At 69.1% G+C, this 16,740-nt stretch carries 20 protein-coding genes; 9 read left to right on the forward strand and 11 right to left on the reverse strand.

What is annotated here, in order from left to right; translation table 11 throughout:
- The first annotated feature begins 210 nt into the window (after positions 1 to 210).
- The 3 genes from DEFCA_RS0109930 to DEFCA_RS19415 all read left to right on the forward strand — a co-directional run bounded on the left by DEFCA_RS0109930 (position 211) and on the right by DEFCA_RS19415 (position 3,312).
- Complete coding sequence (locus tag DEFCA_RS0109930) at positions 211 to 1,242, forward strand: hypothetical protein (protein WP_025322869.1); 1,032 nt, start codon at positions 211 to 213, stop codon at positions 1,240 to 1,242.
- Positions 1,239 to 2,276 (forward strand): carboxypeptidase-like regulatory domain-containing protein, encoded by a 1,038-nt coding sequence (locus DEFCA_RS0109935; RefSeq protein WP_025322870.1) that lies wholly within the window; start codon positions 1,239 to 1,241, stop codon positions 2,274 to 2,276. Before DEFCA_RS0109930 ends, DEFCA_RS0109935 begins: the two co-directional genes overlap by 4 nt.
- A gap of 223 nt (positions 2,277 to 2,499) precedes the next feature.
- Positions 2,500 to 3,312, forward strand: a complete 813-nt coding sequence (locus tag DEFCA_RS19415; RefSeq protein WP_025322871.1) for a right-handed parallel beta-helix repeat-containing protein — start codon at positions 2,500 to 2,502, stop codon at positions 3,310 to 3,312.
- 288 nt (positions 3,313 to 3,600) lie between these two features.
- Here the strand turns inward: DEFCA_RS19415 and DEFCA_RS0109945 are convergent, their stop codons facing one another.
- The 4 genes from DEFCA_RS0109945 to DEFCA_RS20640 all read right to left on the reverse strand — a co-directional run bounded on the left by DEFCA_RS0109945 (position 3,601) and on the right by DEFCA_RS20640 (position 8,809).
- Positions 3,601 to 4,800 carry an IS4 family transposase gene (locus DEFCA_RS0109945; RefSeq protein WP_025321572.1) on the reverse strand — a complete coding sequence of 400 codons (1,200 nt, stop codon included), beginning with the start codon at positions 4,798 to 4,800 and terminating at the stop codon, positions 3,601 to 3,603.
- A gap of 580 nt (positions 4,801 to 5,380) precedes the next feature.
- Complete coding sequence (locus tag DEFCA_RS0109950) at positions 5,381 to 6,820, reverse strand: 4Fe-4S binding protein (RefSeq protein ID WP_025322872.1); 1,440 nt, start codon at positions 6,818 to 6,820, stop codon at positions 5,381 to 5,383.
- 217 nt (positions 6,821 to 7,037) lie between these two features.
- The gene (locus DEFCA_RS20635; protein WP_025322873.1) at positions 7,038 to 7,874 is read right to left on the reverse strand and encodes a HEAT repeat domain-containing protein; all 837 of its coding nucleotides are present in this window, start codon (positions 7,872 to 7,874) and stop codon (positions 7,038 to 7,040) included.
- A gap of 227 nt (positions 7,875 to 8,101) precedes the next feature.
- Positions 8,102 to 8,809: a carboxypeptidase-like regulatory domain-containing protein gene (locus DEFCA_RS20640; protein ID WP_025322874.1), complete on the reverse strand. Its 708-nt coding sequence runs from the start codon at positions 8,807 to 8,809 to the stop codon at positions 8,102 to 8,104.
- Between the two features lie 382 nt (positions 8,810 to 9,191).
- Between DEFCA_RS20640 and DEFCA_RS24695 the strand changes: the two genes are divergently transcribed.
- Both DEFCA_RS24695 and DEFCA_RS0109970 read left to right on the forward strand, forming a co-directional pair.
- Positions 9,192 to 9,449, forward strand: a complete 258-nt coding sequence (locus tag DEFCA_RS24695; protein ID WP_025322875.1) for a ribbon-helix-helix domain-containing protein — start codon at positions 9,192 to 9,194, stop codon at positions 9,447 to 9,449.
- 1 nt (position 9,450) lies between these two features.
- Entirely contained in the window at positions 9,451 to 9,852 is a 402-nt protein-coding gene (locus DEFCA_RS0109970) for a type II toxin-antitoxin system VapC family toxin (RefSeq protein ID WP_025322876.1), read from the forward strand.
- A gap of 16 nt (positions 9,853 to 9,868) precedes the next feature.
- Here the strand turns inward: DEFCA_RS0109970 and DEFCA_RS0109975 are convergent, their stop codons facing one another.
- The 7 genes from DEFCA_RS0109975 to DEFCA_RS0110005 all read right to left on the reverse strand — a co-directional run bounded on the left by DEFCA_RS0109975 (position 9,869) and on the right by DEFCA_RS0110005 (position 12,896).
- Entirely contained in the window at positions 9,869 to 10,867 is a 999-nt protein-coding gene (locus DEFCA_RS0109975) for an ethylbenzene dehydrogenase-related protein (RefSeq protein WP_169709533.1), read from the reverse strand.
- Between the two features lie 24 nt (positions 10,868 to 10,891).
- Complete coding sequence (locus DEFCA_RS0109980; RefSeq protein ID WP_025322878.1) at positions 10,892 to 11,215, reverse strand: nucleotidyltransferase domain-containing protein; 324 nt, start codon at positions 11,213 to 11,215, stop codon at positions 10,892 to 10,894.
- A gap of 4 nt (positions 11,216 to 11,219) precedes the next feature.
- The gene (locus DEFCA_RS0109985) at positions 11,220 to 11,609 is read right to left on the reverse strand and encodes a HEPN domain-containing protein (protein WP_025322879.1); all 390 of its coding nucleotides are present in this window, start codon (positions 11,607 to 11,609) and stop codon (positions 11,220 to 11,222) included.
- 9 nt (positions 11,610 to 11,618) lie between these two features.
- On the reverse strand, positions 11,619 to 12,020 hold the full coding sequence (locus tag DEFCA_RS0109990) for a HEPN domain-containing protein (RefSeq protein WP_025322880.1): 402 nt from the start codon (positions 12,018 to 12,020) through the stop codon (positions 11,619 to 11,621).
- On the reverse strand, positions 12,017 to 12,343 hold the full coding sequence (locus DEFCA_RS0109995) for a nucleotidyltransferase domain-containing protein (RefSeq protein WP_025322881.1): 327 nt from the start codon (positions 12,341 to 12,343) through the stop codon (positions 12,017 to 12,019). Before DEFCA_RS0109995 ends, DEFCA_RS0109990 begins: the two co-directional genes overlap by 4 nt.
- Before the next feature lie 95 nt (positions 12,344 to 12,438).
- On the reverse strand, positions 12,439 to 12,693 hold the full coding sequence (locus DEFCA_RS0110000; RefSeq protein WP_025322882.1) for a type II toxin-antitoxin system RelE family toxin: 255 nt from the start codon (positions 12,691 to 12,693) through the stop codon (positions 12,439 to 12,441).
- A complete protein-coding gene (locus DEFCA_RS0110005) occupies positions 12,690 to 12,896 on the reverse strand; it encodes a type II toxin-antitoxin system Phd/YefM family antitoxin (RefSeq protein WP_025322883.1) in 207 nt (68 codons plus the stop codon). Before DEFCA_RS0110005 ends, DEFCA_RS0110000 begins: the two co-directional genes overlap by 4 nt.
- A 98-nt stretch (positions 12,897 to 12,994) precedes the next feature.
- On the opposite strand from DEFCA_RS0110005, the gene mntA reads away from it, so the two are divergent.
- From mntA to DEFCA_RS0110025, 4 genes are all read left to right on the forward strand, one after another.
- Positions 12,995 to 13,432: a type VII toxin-antitoxin system MntA family adenylyltransferase antitoxin gene (mntA, locus tag DEFCA_RS0110010; protein WP_025322884.1), complete on the forward strand. Its 438-nt coding sequence runs from the start codon at positions 12,995 to 12,997 to the stop codon at positions 13,430 to 13,432.
- Positions 13,425 to 13,856, forward strand: coding sequence for a type VII toxin-antitoxin system HepT family RNase toxin (gene hepT, locus DEFCA_RS0110015; protein ID WP_025322885.1), 432 nt, complete (start codon positions 13,425 to 13,427; stop codon positions 13,854 to 13,856). Before mntA ends, hepT begins: the two co-directional genes overlap by 8 nt.
- Complete coding sequence (locus DEFCA_RS0110020) at positions 13,853 to 15,289, forward strand: right-handed parallel beta-helix repeat-containing protein (RefSeq protein WP_025322886.1); 1,437 nt, start codon at positions 13,853 to 13,855, stop codon at positions 15,287 to 15,289. Before hepT ends, DEFCA_RS0110020 begins: the two co-directional genes overlap by 4 nt.
- A 116-nt stretch (positions 15,290 to 15,405) precedes the next feature.
- On the forward strand, positions 15,406 to 16,707 hold the full coding sequence (locus DEFCA_RS0110025; protein ID WP_169709534.1) for a hypothetical protein: 1,302 nt from the start codon (positions 15,406 to 15,408) through the stop codon (positions 16,705 to 16,707).
- Positions 16,708 to 16,740: the final 33 nt, after the last annotated feature.

Below are 16,740 nucleotides of genomic sequence, written 5' to 3' on the forward strand. Positions count from 1 at the left end.
CCGCCGATGAAAAGCCCCCTCGCGCGAAAATGCGAGTCCCTTTGCCGCTGGGAGGCTGGGAGGCTGGGAGGCTGGGAGGCGAAGGCCCGTTGTGCAAACCGAGACGCGCCCCCTTCTCCCAGGCGACGCCCCGGAGGCCCCCCTCACCCCGGCCCTCCCTCCCTCGGGGGGAGAGGGAGGTGCGCCACCGCCGGGACTGCACGGCGATCGGTGGGAACCTTCCTGGCCGCGATCGCGGCCCTGGTTCTCACGGGCTGGGCACCCGGGGTTCTGGCGGAGCAGGGGATCCGCGGCCGGGTGAGCCTGGGGGGCACCCTGGTGGAGGGCCTGGTGGTGCGGGCCTACGCGTACCGGCCGGGCACCTTCGGCCCGTGGACCGGAGAGAAGCCGGTAGGCGAGGCCCGAACCGCGACCGACGGCACCTACCGGATCGGGCTTCCCCCAGGCCGGTACGTGGTGGAGGGATTGGCCAAGGCCAACGGGAACACGGCCCCCCGGCCCGAGCCCGGAGACCTGTGGTGCCTGTACTCCGGATCCCCCGTGGTGGTGACCGCCGGGGCGTGGACCGCGGTGGGGCTGAACCTGATCCGGGTGCCCGAGGAACGCCGGAGCCGGTCCGAGCGCAGCCGGATCGAGGGCGTCATCACCTTCGACGGCGAGCCCGTGGAGAAGTGCTACCTGTACCTATACACGGACCCGGGAACGGGCTTTCGCGGCCCGGCCCGTCAGACCGTGCCGGTGCGCACCGGCCGGTTCCGGGTGGCGGTGCCGCCGGGCACCTATTACCTGGTGGCGCGCAAGCGGGCCCGGGGCGGCTCGTACGGCCCCATCGAGGTCGGCGACCGGTTCAACTTCTACGCCGGCAACCCCGTGCGGGTGGGCGCCGGTGAGGTGGTGCGGCTGGAGATCCCGATGGTGGAGCGCCTGAGCCAGCTCGAGGAGGACCCAGATGCCTACCACGGGCTCCCCGTCATGGTCACGGGCCAGGACGGCCAACCGCTGGCCGGATACCACGTGCTGGCCTACCCCGTGCCGACCCGCTCGGGCCCGCCCATGGCCGTGAGCTCGCCCACCGGGCCCGACGGCCGCACGTTCGTCCCGATCCCGCCGGGCACGGCCGCGTACCTGCGGGCCCGGAAGAGCCTGGGAGGCCCCCTGGCCGAAGGGGAGGCCTTCGGCGACGCCGACGTGGCCGAGGGGAAGACCGGTCCCGTGCCGATCCGGGTGGGGGCGGCGCGATGAGAGGGTGGGCCGTGCTCCTCGTGGGGGCAATCCTTTCCGCCTGCGCCCCCCGGGCCGCCGTGCGGGGCCGGGTGATGCACGACAGCAGCCCGCTGGCCGGGGCTCGGGTACGGCTCGAGCCGACGAACGGGGGCGCGGGGGCCGAGGTTCGCACCGGACCGGACGGCCGGTTCGAGGTGCCCCACCTTCCGCCGGGCCCGTACCGGGTGGAGGCCCGGGGGCCGGGCCCCTTGGCGGCGATCCCCGGACAAAACCCGGTGTACCTGCCGCCGGGCCAACCGGTTTGGATCGGGCTCCAGGCTGTGCCTGCAGAGTCCCCGACGTTTGCTCCCCTGGCCGATGCCGAACCCGGGTTCGGGTCGATCGTGGGCAGGGTTCTCCACCGGGGCCGGCCCGTGGAAGGGGCGGTCGTCAGCCTGTATGCGGACGAAAGCCGGGGCCTGAGGGGACCGGGCATCCAGGACTCGTTTCCCACCGGTCCCGACGGCGGGTATGTGATCGAGGGGGTCTTGGCGGGCCGGTACTGGGTGGTGGCCCGCAAGCGGCTCCACGAGGGCGGCATGGGGCCGGTGCGCAAGGGCGACCTTTACGGAATCGCCCCGGCCAACCCCGTTCCGATCCGGGACGGCCAGGAGACCCGGCTCGACATCCACCTGGTGCAGAAGGAACAGGACACGGCCCCCGACGCCGGCAGCATGGAGCTCACCGGCACCGGTGTCCGGGGCCGGGTGGTGGACCCCCAGGGCCGGCCCGTGGCCGGGGTGTACGTGTTCGCCTATCGGAACCGGACCATCGGCCACGGCATGCCCGACTTCCGCACCCTTCCCACCGGCCCGGACGGCCGGTTCGAGCTGCCCCTGGGCGAGGGCGGTCTGTTCTACCTGGGCGGCCGTGAGAACTCCGGCGGCTCCCCCCGGCCCGGAGAGTGGTTCGGGTTCTACGAGGGCTCCCCGGACCACGGCCTGGTGGTGCCCCGGGGCCGGGTGCTGGAGGGGGTGGAGATCGTGGTGAAGAGGGTGTTGGATGACGGCTAGGAGGCTAGGAAGCTGGGAGGCTGGGAGGCGGGAAGGCGGGAAGGCGAAGACGCTAGGATGCTGGGCGGCTGGGCAGCGGAAACCCCGTCACCCGTCACCCGTCACTCGTCACGGCCTTTCTGTCACTCGTCACCCGTCACGGCCTTTCGGTCACTCGTCACCCGTCATCCCCCTAGTCCTCCTCTTCCTCCTCCTGGCCGGATGCCGGACGCCGGGGCCTGGTGTGCCCCCCACCGACCTCCACGCCATGCCCACCGAGTCGATCACGGGCCGCACCGAGTGGAGCGGCGAGGTGGTGCTCGACCGGATCGTGGTGGTGCGCTCGGGCGGGGAGTTGGTGATCGCGCCCGGCACCCGGGTGCGGTTCCGGCGGGTCGACTGGGACGGGGACGGCATCGGCGACGCCGAGATCACGGTGGAGGGCCGGCTCACCGCGCGGGGCACGGCGGAGCGGCCCATCGATCTGGCCTCGGCCGAGCCCGAGCCCCGCCCCGGGGACTGGAAGTACCTGATGGTCAACTTCGCGTCGGGCGCGGAGCTGGAGTTCGTGCGGGTTCGGTACGCCTTCAGCGGCATCCAGGTCCACTACAGCCCTGCCACGATCCGGAGGTGCGAGTTCGCCGACAACGTGGACGGTGTGCGGTTCTCCACGGCCGACCTCACCCTGGAAGGGTCGTGGATCCACCACAACACCCACGGGATCCGGTTCGAGGAGCGGGGTCACCCGGCCCGGGTGGAGGGCAACGAGATCTCGGACAACGAGGTGGGCATCTTCGCGGTGACCCGATGCGGCGGCGGCACCGTGTTCCGCTCCAACAACCTGCGTGCCAACCGGGTGCCGGTGAAGCTCGGCTGGGAGCAGGAGCGGGGCCTCCGGTTCCCCGGAAACTACTGGGGCGGGCTCTCGGCCGACCAGGTGGTGGAGGCCTCGCTGGACGGGCGGGAACGCCGAGGGGGCAGGGGCGTCGACGTGCGACCGGTCCTGCCCGGGCCCGTTCCGGTGCCCTGGCCGTTCCCGGGCCGGCCGCCGGAGTGATACCAAGTTGCGTTCAAACCAAGATCCATCCGGGGGGCCGGGGCAAGGGGCCTGGTTCCGGCCGTGCGTGAGTGCAGCATCCGACTTACGCCCAATACTGTTCACTTTAAGATACGAACGTGTTCGCAAATGGGCTGCAGTCGCATGGGCGAGACCGTTTGGCGATGCCGAGTCGGATACGGGGTCATCTTCCGCTTCACCGCTCGCGGGTTGCGTCGACCACGACTGGACACCACTCGCTCTTCCAAAATCTCCTCCAGCACCTGCGCATGGAACGCCGCCCTGTGCTCAGGGGGGAGTGGCGACGAAAGCGGGCAGTCTCCGACGCACCACCCGCACCGTGTGAACGAAGGAAAGTTCGTCAGGATCCACATCGCCCTTGCGGGCGGCTTCATGCATGAGTCCTCGTATCGCAAAATGCGCCATCAGGAACCCAAAGAACTCCTGTCGGACGAGCTCCGGGGTCTTGCTCCGGAGCACAATCCGAGCCCCTCGGAGGTGCGTTTTCAACTCGTCGAGTGCAGTCTCGATCTCCCAGCGTTCCTGGTACAGGGCGGCCAACTCCTCTGCCGGGGCATCTTCAGGGTCGAGGATCGTGGTCACCAACCGGTACACGTCCTCTGCGCCTGGGACTCCGTCCAGTGTGTACTCGATCACCCGGACCATGACACCGCCCCGATCCTTTTGGCGAGCATAGGCGTTGGGATAGATCTTGCTCAGATAGGAACCATCGGACAGACGGCGGATGCACGGCAGGCGTGCGCTTGCCTTCACTCGCCACAGCAGATCGGCTCCGGTTGCGCAGGCCTGGGTCCACAAGGGCCAGGAGAAGAAACACCGATCGGCCAGACACAGCATCCCGGGCCGCAAGGACTCCACCACGTGCCGAGCCAACGCGACCTCGCTCGTGTGGTATCCACCCATGCGGGAGCCGAACAGCACGTGGGTTCCGTTCTCCACCAAGGAGACGAACCGGATCTGCGGATAGGCGCTCCGTCCCCGGGCGGCCTTGGGGCGTCCGAAGGCTTGTTCGTTCTCCTGAGTATCGGCCACATCCAAGGTGCTGCCGTCCAGGCTGACCAGCCGCCAGCGCCGGTACCACGCCCCTCGGGTGGCCGTTTCGGCGATCGGCCGGACGAGTTCGTTGTGCAGCCGTTCGATCGGTTCCGCCCCCAGACGGGACCGCGCTTGGGAGATGGCCGATTTTCCGGCAACGCGAACGCGTTCACGGGGCCCCATGAGCCACTGGAGACCTTCGAGCAAACAGCGGAGCACCTCTCGTGTGGACACGCTCATGTACAACGCCAGTGCGATCACATAGTAGACCACGACATGGGCAGGTAAGGCGCGCTGTCGCTGGCTCGCCTTGCCTGTGGCTTGCAGCACCTCGTGCACCTTGGGCAGGGGGAACGTTTTTGCGATGACCCCCAGCGTGATGTAATCCGTGATCCGCGTGCCTTCGGGAAGCCCTGCTGGAGTTCGAGCCATCCTTCACCTCGCTTTCCATGAGTAAGGAAGACGAGAGAAGAATAGCACGAAGGCACACTAAGTGAACAGTATTGGACTTACGCCGCACCCGGCACTCAGCCCTATGCTCCTTGGACGCTGGAAAAGCGAACGTTGACAAGGCATGTTCGGGATTGTCGCGAGGCAAACATCGGCTGAGTGCCGGGTGCAGCGACTGTAGGAGCCACGCCCGGCGCTCCACCAGGCCCCTTGCCCCGCCGGTTCAGAGGTCTGATGGCTTCGAACGCAACTTGCTATGCGGCGGCCGCTAGTGTAGCGTTTCCGAAATCTCGCGGTTTTCCCAGGGGATGGGGCTGGGAGCCCCTCCTTCGCTGAACGGCCTCGCAGGGGCCGCCTCGGCGCGGTCCGCTGCGGCGCGTGAGGGCACGCGCCGCGGTCGCTCCCCTGGCGCCGGGCGGCCCGGGCTGCTCGGCCGTCGCGCTTCGTCGGAGCCCCCAGCCCCATCCACGCAATCCGCATACGTTTTTGCGAAACGGTACACTAGTCGTCGGCTTTCAGCCGCTGGATCTCCAGCCTCCCAGCCTCCCAGCCTTCTAGCCTTCTAGCCTCCCAGCCAATGCCACAGCGCCGCCGCCAGCCCCCCGGAGACCAGGAGCCAGGAGGGCAGGTACCACAGGGCCTCCTGCCGGGTCTCTGGGTTGCGCCACCGGCGGACGAGCACCCGGGCTCCGCCCAGGATGCCCAGGCCGAGGATCCCGAGGGCCAGCCACCGGAGCACGGCCAGGGGGAGGAGGAGATCGGGCTTCGCCAGAACCCGGGACACGTGCACGGCCAGGTAGGTCTCGGCCCCCAGGGGGTCGTACGCGAGATAGGGCAGATACCCCGCCTTGGCGTTCAGCTTGACTAGGGCGAGCGCCCCGTGGGCCCCGAGCACCGGCCCCACGAACGCCGCGAGGACCGACCTCCACCGGAACGGCCGCCCACGGGAGGCGTGCCCCGGCCGCACACCGGCGGGCGGCGATCCGGGGCGCCCCCCCAGCCGGAGCGCCATCCGGCCCAGGGCCGCGGGAACGGCCAGGAGGAGCGCCGGCACCGCCACCCCCATCCAAGCGCTGCGCAGCCACGCGGGGGGCCGCACCCCCGGGGTGAGCGCCACCTCGGCCGCGGGCCAGGTCCGGTAGAGGGCCAGGGTCACCAGCCCCAGCAGGAGCCCCAGGAACACCGCCCGGGCCGGACCAAGATCCCCGGAAGAGGGCCGGCGGCCCCACCACAACGCCAGGTTCTCCCCGGGGCACCGCCGCAGGCACCGCAGGCACAGGAGGCACTCCGCAGCGTCCATGCGGCTCGGGTCCAGGGCCACGGGGCACCCTCCCCGGTCCCGGCGGTGGAACCACACCCACCGGCCCCAGTCCGAGCGCCGCCACTGGGGATCCGTGGCCACGCAGGCCCGGCCGCACCCGGAGCAGGCCCCCGGATCCTTGGGCCCCACCGCCACCGGAGCATGCCGGCCGTACAGGGCGAGCACCGCGCCCACCGGGCACAGCCCCCGGCAGAATGCGCTGCGCCGCCACAGCAGGGCCGAGGCCAGGGCCAGGGTTCCCACCCCGGTCACGAGCACCGCCGTGGCATGGGGGCTCAGGTTCGCTTGCGTTCCCACCACCGCGCCCACGCCGAGCCCGAACACGACCAAGGCCCCCCATCCCCGGGAGATCCACCGGGGCCACGGAAGCCCCACCCCCCGCCGGCCCACGGCATCGGTCACCCACCCCAGGGGACACACCCCGCACCAGGCCCGGCCGAGGGCCGGCACCACCAGGACCAGCCCCATGAACCAGAACACCCAGAACAAAAGCGTGGTGGCGTGGGTGTATGCCCGGGGATGCAGGTCGGGCACGCCGGGAATCGCGTCCCGCCCCCACCCCAGGGCCGCCAGCACCACGTACCCGGCCAGGAACGCGGCCCGCACGGCGGTCTGGGCCGCAGGCCGCAGGAACGGCCGGGTCAGGGGATGCCGGGAGAGATCAAGGGGACGGGTGGACAAGGGTGTGGACTCCGTTTTGGAGACGGCGTGGCGGTTGGGCGGCTGAAAACCTTCTTGTTTCCGGCGCCATCCCCCGCCCCAACCCGCGGGGGGATCCCGATCACGGATCAGGACGAAGAGGACGGATGACAGAGAACCCCTGTCCTCTGTCTCATGTCCACTGGCCCCCGACACGCAGGCTGCCTAGCCGCCTAGCCGCCTAGCCGCCCCGCTTTCCTCACCGATACACGTTGTCGGGAAGCCGCTCGCGGCCGGTTTCGTCCGGAAAGGTCTGGGGCGTCTTACGGATCAGGGCGAGGCTGCGGGCCGCCCACTCCCGCACCGCGGGCACGGGGTCGTCCCGGCGCAACCGGTCGAGGACTGCGTCTGCCCCACCGGCCTCCAGCACCCCCAGGGCCCGGGCCGCCTCCATCCGCACCCGCCAGTCCGGATCGGACAGCAGGGGGAGCAGGTCCGCAGCATGGGCGGGGTCGCCCAGCATGCCCAGGGCCCAGGCCGCGGCGGACCGGGTGGGCGGGTCGGCCAGGGCCTCCACCAGAAGGGGGCCGGCGCGCCGGTCTCGGATGTCCCCCAGGGCGAGCACGGCCTGGAGCCGGGCGGCGGGGTCGAGGCGCGGGGCCGCCTCAAGGATCGCGGGCACGGCACCGGCCCCCAGCTTCACCAGGGCCCGGGTGGCCTCCCGGGCCACATCCCCCCCTTGGGCCAGGGCGGACGCCAAGACCGGGGCCGCTCCGGGCCGGCCCAGCTCCCCCAGCACCCAGGCCCCCACGTACCGGCGCGGGAACGACCGGTCCTCCAACGCTGCGGCCGCCTCGTCGGACGCCCAGGGCCACCCCCGGTTCCCGGCCGCCGCCAGGGCGTGCTCCCGGAGCACCGGATCCTCCGACCGGCACGCCTCGCGAATCCGAGCCTCCACCACCTCGTCCGGCAGGGCAAGAACGGCCTTGTACGCCTCGGACCGGATCGCCTCGGCCCAGGGGCGCCCCATCCGCCCCACCAGGTCCGCGGCCGCGTCCGAATCCCCCGCCCGGGCCGCCCGGACCAACTCCTCCACGGGCACGGTCCGGGGCACCCCGCACGCGACGAGGAGAAGGAAAAGGAGGGTCGCGGGTCGCAGGTCGCGGGTCGTCCGTCGCGGGCCAGGCCTCCCAGCCTCCCAGCCTCCCAGCCTCCCAGCTTTACCGCCGTGACGAGTGACGGGTGACGGGTGACGGGTGACGCCTCCAGCTTCCCGGCTACCCAGCCGCCCAGCCGCCCAGCCGCCCGGCCGCCCAGCCTCTCCTACCATACCTTGTGCACCGTGATGTCCACGCCGGTGACCACCTGCCCCCCGGGCACGATCACGGCCGAGGGATCCACGGTGCCCTGGTCGTACCGGCCGTACAGCTCGCCCACCTCGGGGGGGCCCCCGTACCGGTTGCGGGCGCACACATAGTAGGTCCCCCCCTCGGGCAGCCGGACCTCGTAGCGACCGTCAGGCCCGGTCTTGGCCGACACGAACTTGGGGCGCTCCGACATCTGGATGTGATCGTACACGTGCACCCGCACCCCCTCCACGGGGTTCCCCTCGGCGTCCAGCACCCGGCCCCGGATCGCGGTGGTCCACCCCGCGGACGCACCGAGCGGTTGCTTGGCGTTGCCCTGCTTCACGTAGGCCAGCACCGGGAGGTCCAGGGGCTCGCCCGGCTCCACCCGCACCCGCACCGGGTCGCTCTTGAGGTCCCCGGATCGCACCGGCCCGGTCTTCTCTCCGCTCGCCCGGCGCCGCGCCACCAGCAGGTACTCACCGGGGGGCAGCTCGACCTCGAACCCGCCGTCGTCCAGGGGCCCCAACTGCAGATAGGGGGGGCCCCTCAGGTCCATGCCCGGCTTGTACACGTCCACCACCACCTGCCGGGCCGGCTCGTACACCGTGCCGCGGACCTGCGTGAGGGTACGGTCGTCTCCCCGGGAAGAGAAACACCCGACCACGCCGATCAGGAGGAGCATCCCCACGATCCAAGACCAGGCGCCCCTCTCGCGCCCCCGGTGCCCACACCGCGCGGTCAACTCAACCCTTTTTCGCTCGATTGCCAACGCATTGCTCCGGTGTCAGGTACCCCCGGCAAAGCCGGGGGCTTGCGGTTGCTGGCCCCTCAAAGGGGCCTGATCGCAACCGGAAGGTCAAAACCCGTTGAGCCCAAACATATCGCTCGCCCTTAGCAACGTGGCCCCTGACGGAGCCCCAACCTCCGGCGAGTGAATCCGACGGAGAATGAACAACGGCATATTCCCGGAACTGTCAAACTTCGACTGTCCCCCGGCATAGCCGGGGGCTTACCCATGTTGGTTATCGTGCATTGCACAACACAAAGGCAGGAGGACACGCCGAATGGGTTCCCAAATCACGGTCCGGCTGGACGACCGTCTGGCATCCGCGCTCAACACCGCAGCGGAGAAGACGGGGTTTCGGCGCTCCGACATCGTGCGTTTCGCCTTGGCCCGGTTCTTGGAGGAACGTTCCGAACCGGAGGAATCTCCCCTCTTCTCCCGGGTAAGAGACCTGTTGGGTTCGGTGGAATCCGGGGTCCCAGACCTGGGCGAAGCCCACAGAGAACACCTCGAACGACGGTTCCGGCGCCGTGGATAGAATGCTTTTGGATACGGGGGCCCTCGTGGCCTTGCTGGACCGGAGCGAGAGGAACCACCCCCGCTGCGTCGAAGTTCTCCGCCGGTTCCATGGGCAGCTCCTTACCACCGAACCCGTCCTCACGGAAACCGTGTATCTACTCGGGCCGTCCTTCTACAACCAGGACCCCGCACTCCGATTTTTCCTTCTTGGAGGCGCAGAGCTCGTACCCTTGACCCCGAAGCGCCTCGCGAGAACCCGTGAACTCATGGAGCGCTACGCCGACGTGCCGATGGACCTCGCCGATGCAACGCTGGTGGCACTGGCCGAAGAACTGCGCATCTACGATGTGTTCACCCTGGGTCGCCGTGGTTTCTCCGCGTACCGCGCCTCAAGAAACAGGGCGTTTCGCATCGTGCCGTGAGATCGAACGTAAGAGCTCAAAGCCTCGCCCCGGCATCCGCGGCAACCCGCGCCTCTCCCCCCGATCTCAGCCTCTCCCCGGGCACCAGCCAGATGCGCACCGGCTCGGCCACGGCGTTGTGATCCTGGCTGACCCCGTCCAGAAGCGCGATCCCCACCGGGTACACGCCGCCCGGCTCCAGCGCCACGTCTCCCGGATCCGCCCCCTGGAGGGCCCGGCTGAACGTCACGCTCCACCAGCCGGCGGTCCACCTGCCCACGGCCTCCACCTCGGTACGACCGGAAGGGGGGGCCCGGTCCAGGAAGGCCGGAGCCCGGGCCCCGGGCTCCGGATCCGGGGCCTCCACCGGCCCCCCCGCCTCCGGCACCCGGTTCTCCACGAACCGCTCGCCCGGCACGTCCGGCTCGCGGCCCCCTGGGGCCAGGAACAGATCGTCGGCAGCCCCGTCCAGGCTCCCCCACCCGGCCTTCCACTCCCACAGATCCAACCGTCCCCAGCCCTCGGGCGAGGCCATCCGGTAGTCTGCAAAGGCCCGGGGTCCGGCCATGCGAAAGTCCGCCAGGTGGCAGGCCTTCACGCAGGTGAACCCTTCCACGCCGGCCCCCCAGAGCACCGCGACCCCGTCCTGCCCGCTCGGCCCCCGCCGCCACGAGCTTCCATCCCAGCTCCACCCCGGCCCCCGGTGCAGCGTCGGGTCCGACCAGGTGATCCGTAGATACACGCGCTCCGGCGTGTAGAACGCCCGCACCTCCAGGTCCACCGGCGGGGCCTGGGTGCCGTGGTGGCACGAGGCCGTGGCCTTGTGCACCGCATCGGCGTCCACCGAGGCCTCGTCCGCCCGGGTCGTGCGCCCCCCCTTCGCCTGGGCGCGCAGGGGCACCGCATTCTCCCAGTCTGACTCGGTGGGGGGGTGGTCCAGGGGCAGGGCAAACACCCGGTCAACGGGCGTACGGCACGCCGTCGGTGCGAACGCCGCTGCCAACAGCAGCATGGCGAGAAGAGTTCGAATCCACACGGGTAGGGGTACCTGGGAAGGGGATCAGGGGTTACGGGAAAGGGGCGGCCACACCCAGAGGACCTCTTCCCTCAGCACGCGAGCGAACCGACCGCCACGTCGACCGACGGCCTTCCACTCGGCCTCTGTGTACACCAAAAGATCTACGGGCACCGGCAGAACTTCAGTGCTCCAGGAAAGGCACCGGCGCTCGAACGGTTCCCGGGAGGCCCGCACCACCGCCACCAGGTCCAGATCGCTCCCGGGCCCCCAATCCCCCCGAACGTAGGATCCGAAGCACCCCAGCCGCACCAGCTCCGGGTGTCGGGCGGCCTCGTCCCGTACCCACCGGTCGAGTGCCGTGAGCACCTCCTCAGGCCGAGGCCATCTGAGCACGGGCGAACGCAACGATCTCACGGGCATAGTCCACCGCCGGGCCGCTGTGGAGCGGGCCGTAGTGTTCCGCCGGCGCCCCGGCCGGATGGCCGTTGGGATACCGGGTCGGAATGTAGTAGCCGTCGAGCACCTTTGCCTTCTGCACCAGGTCGTCCGGCACGTCCGTCGGGAGCTCCTTGAGCAACCGTGCCACCACGTGCCCCCACGCATCCTGGCCGCACCACAGGTGCAAGGCCTTCACGGCCTTTTCCGCGGCCTGCTGGGCCACGAAACAGGCCCACTCGTGGCGCTCCATCCGGGCGGCCTGCACCGCCATCTCCAGATCCAGCTCGGCCTGGGTCAACCAATCCTCAGAGCGGTTCGGCATTCTTGCCCCTCAGGCCCCACACCCCTGTTCCGCGAGATTCCGCAACCGCCGCACCAACTCTGCTGCGCGCGGCAGCCACGGCCGAACGTCCTCTACCGGGAAACGGACCAAATCGGCGTAATCCCCCCTCTGCCGGCTGTCGAAGAGCTGGTCATAGAACTGTCCGAACGCCACTGGCAGCAAACCGGGTCGCACAAATTCGCGGTGCAACAACGAACGTATTCCCGAGTGCTTTGGGCTGCTGAATCCCTTCGCCAGAAGCGCCGCCGAGGCCGCATAGAATACCGCGTAGTACAGCCGATTCACCGCCGAGGTTCCGTAGCCCGCCCCCAAAAGAAGCTCGGCTTCCTCTAGCGCCTCACTCGAGCGTTCCAACCTGTACCTGACCAGTGCCTCGACTTCGGGGCTCATACGATACGGCCCTCTCGCTCCACATTTTGCACGAACGGCATGGCCTGAAAGACGGGGCTTTCCCACCGCTCACGCGACTCCGCGAACACCGTGATCACGGCACCCGTATCGAGTTCAACCGGGTAAACGGCGGCCCGGATCCGCTGTTCCCTCGCGAGATCCACCGGTCCTTCCAACAACACGAGCAGGTCGTAATCCGAATCGTCCCTGGCGTCGCCGCGAGCCCTCGACCCGTACAAGACCACCCGTGCCCCGGGCTCCACGTTCTGGATCAAGGCTTTACACCGGGAGAGAACGGAATCGACAGTCCCCTTTTTGCTCATCGAAACCCCCTTCTCTCAAAGGGCTTATGTACCGGGATCACGAGGAGCACCGCGGGAACCGACAGGCTTTCGATGCGGTTCCCCATGCTCGGCCTTCAGCGATACACATCGCGCCGGTGCCCCACATGGAGCACCACGACGACACCCTGCTCGTCGTCGATCTCGTAGATCACGCGGTAGGACCCGATTCGCACCCTCCACCCATCCCGGCCCACGAGCTTTCGAGCCTGGGTGGGTCGCGGGTTTTCGGCTAACGCCCGGATGGCGTCCCGCACCGCCTCGTAGCTCTTCGATGGCAACCCGGCGAGTTCCTTCTGGGCGCGACGGAGGATCCGGAGCCTGTACCTCACCCCCCCCGTCTCTCCTCGATCTCTTGCACTGCCGCCTCGAAATCCACGGTCTCGTCCCCCGATGCTTTCGCGGCATCGTAAGCGCGGATGCTTTCCAGCTCCTCTAGAGCCTCCAGCATCCGGCGGTAGTCACCCAGCGAAACGATCACGGCAACCGGATTCCCTTGCTCGTCCGTCACATACCGCGCCGGTTTCCCACCCATGCCACACCTCCCGCCCCCGCCCTTGGTTCTCTGCCGAGCAGCCGTATTATACTGCCTACCGAGCACGACTGACACCACACGTCCAGGGAGTTCTCCACGTGGGTCCCCCGCACGACATCGAAACCATCCGCCGCGCCGTTGTCGAGGTGGTGGGCGACGACCCCGACGTGGTGGCCGCGTATCTCTTCGGCTCGCGGGCCACCGGGCGGGAGAAGCCGGGAAGCGACGTCGACGTGGCGCTCCTCATGCGCGAAGGCTTCGACTACCTCGCCCACTACGATCACATCCTCCGGGTCATGGGCGAACTCGAGGACCGGCTCGGCACCCGGGTGGACGTGGTGTACCTGAACCGGGCCGACCCGGTGCTCCAGCGCGAGGTCCGGATGAAGGGCCGGCTCCTGTGGGAGCGGGACCGCAGCGCCCGCATCGCCTGGATCGTACGCAGTCGAAAACTCTGGCTCGACGGCGAGCACCGCCGCCGGATCTACCGGGAGGTGCGCGCCCGGAAGGCCAAGGAGGCACTACATCATGGTTGACGTGGCGCTGGCCCACCGCCTGCTCGCCCTCATCGAGGGATACCTTGGAGACCTCACCGTGCTCGGCGACCTAACGTTCGAGGAGTACCGGGACGACGTACGCACCCGCCGGTTCGCGGAGCGCACGCTCCAGATCGCCATCGAGGCGTGCCTCGACCTTGGCCAGCACATCCTCGCCGACGAGGGGTGGGGCGAACCGCAGACCAACCGGGAGGTGTTCCGCCTTCTCACGAAGCACGGTGTCCTGGACGAGGACCTGGGCCGCCGCATCGAGCCCATGGCGGGATTCCGGAACCTTATCGTCCACAACTACGGCGACATCGACGACTTCCTGGTCTACGGCATCCTGCGGGACCGCGTCGGAGACATCCAGCGGTTCTGCCGGGCAGTGCGGCGTTTTCTGGAGCGGGGGGAGGAGCGGTGAGGCGCTTCGTGATTCTCCTTTCGTTCCTCGTCGCCGTCTGCGCCCGGGCCGAGGATACCCAGATCCGCTGGAGCGGGCGCGTGGCGCTCGATGCGCCGCTGACCGTCACGGCCGACCAGATCCTCGTGGTCGAACCCGGCACGGAGATCGCGGCCGGCCCCGGGGGCACCGTGCTCGTGCAGGGCAAGGCCTACCTGCTGGGCACCGCGGAGTCGCCCGTGCGGATCACCGGCACCCGGGAGGCCCCTCAGCCCGTGTTCCAGGCCAACACGCCGGAGGCCGTGGTGCGGCTCCACCGGGTCGAGGCCGAGGGCTGCGGCACGGTGGTCGGGGCCACGGCCGGCACGGTGGTGGCCACGGAATCGGCCTTCCGGAAGAACGCCACCGCCCTCAGGCTCCAGATGCGCACCCGCGCCGTCCTGGGGGACGTCGCGTTCGAGGAAAACGACCTCGGGCTCGCGGCCGACAACGGGGCCCTCGTCACGGTAGACGGGGCAGCGTTCCGAAAGAACACGGTGGGCGTGGGGGCCGGAAACTCGGTGCGGCTCACGCTGCGGGGCTGCCGGTTCGAGGCGAACGAGACCGGCTACAGCCAGACGAACGGGGCCGACACGGCGCTGGAGGGCTGCTCGTTCACGGGCCACACCGGCGCGGCCGTGTTCCTTCGCCAGTCGCGCCGCAGCCCCCGGATCTCGTTTTGCCGGTTCGAGGAGAACCGGGCGGCCGTGGTGGCCCGGTCGACGAGCCACCCCCTGGTCGAGGCGAGCGCGTTCCGGGGCAACCGGGTCGCCTTCGACGCCAAGGAGTTTTGCGGACCGCTCCTGCGGTTCAACGCGTTCGAGGGGAACGCAGAGGCCGTGCGCCTGGACCACAAGTCCGGGGCAAAGATTCGGGGAAACCGATTCGAACGGAACGGCACCGCCCTGTTCCTGGACTTCTCGTCGTACCCGGAGGTGCGTCGAAACCGGTTTGCCGACAACGACTGGCACGTGAAGCTCGGCCGGTTCATGTCGGCCGACTGGGAACGGCGTCAGGGGTCTGCAAGGATCACGTTGGGGAAAGCCCGGGAGCGCAATACCCGCAACCCCATGATGCTTCGCGGAACGCTGCCCGGAGCAGCCGGCGTGGTGGACGTGAGCGAGAACGACTGGGACGAGGAGACACGGTCCGAGATGGAGGCCGGCCCCGAGGCAAATCTCTCACGCATCTGGGACGGCCGGGACGAACCGAAGGTGGCCTATACCAACTGGGGAACCGGCCAGGAAAAGTTCACCCTCGACCGAGTGCGATTTTCCCCGCCTTTGACCGCCTCGCCGGCCGTGGGACCGGAGGCGTGGATTCCGCTGGACACCGAACTTCCGACGAAACCGATAAAAAGGGGGCCTGGAGCTCCTCCCGCCCCCCCCGCCCGTCCCTCCCATGGGGAACCGTGAGCACCCCCCTTCCGCCCCCTTACCTTGTGGTGTAGGGTGACTCTGAAACGCGTACCACGCGCAAGGCCATTGGCATACCAAAGCGCTGGCGTCTTGTGTGAGGAGGGAATGTGGTCATGAAAAAGCGGTCGTGGCACGGGGCCCTAGCCGCAATAGGGATAGCCAGTCTGCCTTTGTTGGGAGCGTGCGCGGCATCCTCCGGCGACGGTGATGAGGTCGGCGGGTCCGCGGGGGGAACCGTGATGGGCACCGTCGACGTCTCAGGTCTGGGGCGGCTGCCGGGAATCCGGGTCACTCTCGGAGATCAGGTTTCCACCCTTACGGATGCGGAGGGCGCGTTCCGTTTTTCCTTCGTGCCCCAAGGTGTGCACGAGGTCACCGCCCAGTACCGGGCCTACCGGTACTCCGGCACCGCCTGGGCGCGCTTGGAGGGCGACGGCGTGCCCATGATGGTGAACTTGACCCTCCAGCCCAACTCCTCCGTCGGCAAGACGGTCGGGGTGCTGACACCGGAGGATATTCCCGGGGTGGACGCGATCAACATTCAGGACGTGGTCGGCCACGAAGGCATCGTTGTCCTTTGCGACGTGGAAAACGGGTTCGAGGTGGTCGACGTGTCCGACCCAACCGCGCCCGCCTTCATCGGGGGCGTTTTGGGGGACCGCAACTGTGAGGCCGCGGCCCTCGACTGGCCCCTTTTGTATTGTGGTTGGAACCTCACATCGTTGCAGGAAGGGGGAGTTGCGGTCTACTCCCTGGCCGATCCGACCAGCCCGGTGAAGCTCGGCGAGACAGTCACGGACAACCGCGTGTACGGGATATCGCTCGATGGCACGGCTCTGTACGCCATCGGAGACGCGGCGTTCCAGGTGTACGACGTGACGGATCCGAAGGCGCCCTCGCTCCTGGGAAGCCTTCCCATGGCCGGCGAGGGCGTCGAGCATCGCAGCGGCTACGCTTTCGTGGCGACGGACGGCCCCGTGCTGACCGTGGTGGACGTGCGAGAGCCGTCCAGCCCCGTGGTGGTGTGGCAGTCAGCCGAAACATCGAGCGCGGTGGACTGCGCCATCGACGGCACGTATGTGTACGTGGCTGCGGACCGGCTGTACCAGTACGATGTTCGCGACCCCACCGACGTGCGGCTCATAGGCGTGACCGACGCGGACGACCTGGAGGCACAAGGTGCGAAGTTGGGGAGTGGCCTCAACCTGGAAGGGCTCTCCGCAAGCCGGGGAAGCGTGTATCTGGGGGCCATGTTCGACGGGATGGTAGTGGTGGACTACAGCGACCCACACCGCCCCCGGTTTGCATGGCAGAGCGACGAGATGGTCCCGTTCGCGATGAATGTATACGTCAACGGTGCTTACGCCTACACCGCGAGCTGGACGGAAGGCCTGCGCGTGGTGAGGAGAAAGTAGCGGCCGCGGGCCACCGCCGTCTCTGGACGGCGC

The organism is Deferrisoma camini S3R1 (assembly GCF_000526155.1).
GTDB classification, from domain to species: Bacteria; Desulfobacterota; Deferrisomatia; order Deferrisomatales; family Deferrisomataceae; genus Deferrisoma; species Deferrisoma camini.

Bases quoted from the DNA above. Each gene is read 5' to 3' on its own strand.
- DEFCA_RS0109935 (WP_025322870.1), top strand. From the start codon at position 1,239: ATGAGAGGGTGGGCCGTGCTCCTCGTGGGGGCAATCCTTTCCGCCTGC.
- DEFCA_RS0109945 (WP_025321572.1), bottom strand. From the start codon at position 4,800: ATGGCTCGAACTCCAGCAGGGCTTCCCGAAGGCACGCGGATCACGGAT.
- DEFCA_RS20640 (WP_025322874.1), bottom strand. From the start codon at position 8,809: ATGCTCCTCCTGATCGGCGTGGTCGGGTGTTTCTCTTCCCGGGGAGAC.
- DEFCA_RS24695 (WP_025322875.1), top strand. From the start codon at position 9,192: ATGGGTTCCCAAATCACGGTCCGGCTGGACGACCGTCTGGCATCCGCG.
- DEFCA_RS0109970 (WP_025322876.1), top strand. From the start codon at position 9,451: ATGCTTTTGGATACGGGGGCCCTCGTGGCCTTGCTGGACCGGAGCGAG.
- DEFCA_RS0109985 (WP_025322879.1), bottom strand. From the start codon at position 11,609: ATGCCGAACCGCTCTGAGGATTGGTTGACCCAGGCCGAGCTGGATCTG.
- DEFCA_RS0109990 (WP_025322880.1), bottom strand. From the start codon at position 12,020: ATGAGCCCCGAAGTCGAGGCACTGGTCAGGTACAGGTTGGAACGCTCG.
- DEFCA_RS0109995 (WP_025322881.1), bottom strand. From the start codon at position 12,343: ATGAGCAAAAAGGGGACTGTCGATTCCGTTCTCTCCCGGTGTAAAGCC.
- DEFCA_RS0110005 (WP_025322883.1), bottom strand. From the start codon at position 12,896: ATGGGTGGGAAACCGGCGCGGTATGTGACGGACGAGCAAGGGAATCCG.
- hepT (WP_025322885.1), top strand. From the start codon at position 13,425: ATGGTTGACGTGGCGCTGGCCCACCGCCTGCTCGCCCTCATCGAGGGA.
- DEFCA_RS0110025 (WP_169709534.1), top strand. From the start codon at position 15,406: ATGAAAAAGCGGTCGTGGCACGGGGCCCTAGCCGCAATAGGGATAGCC.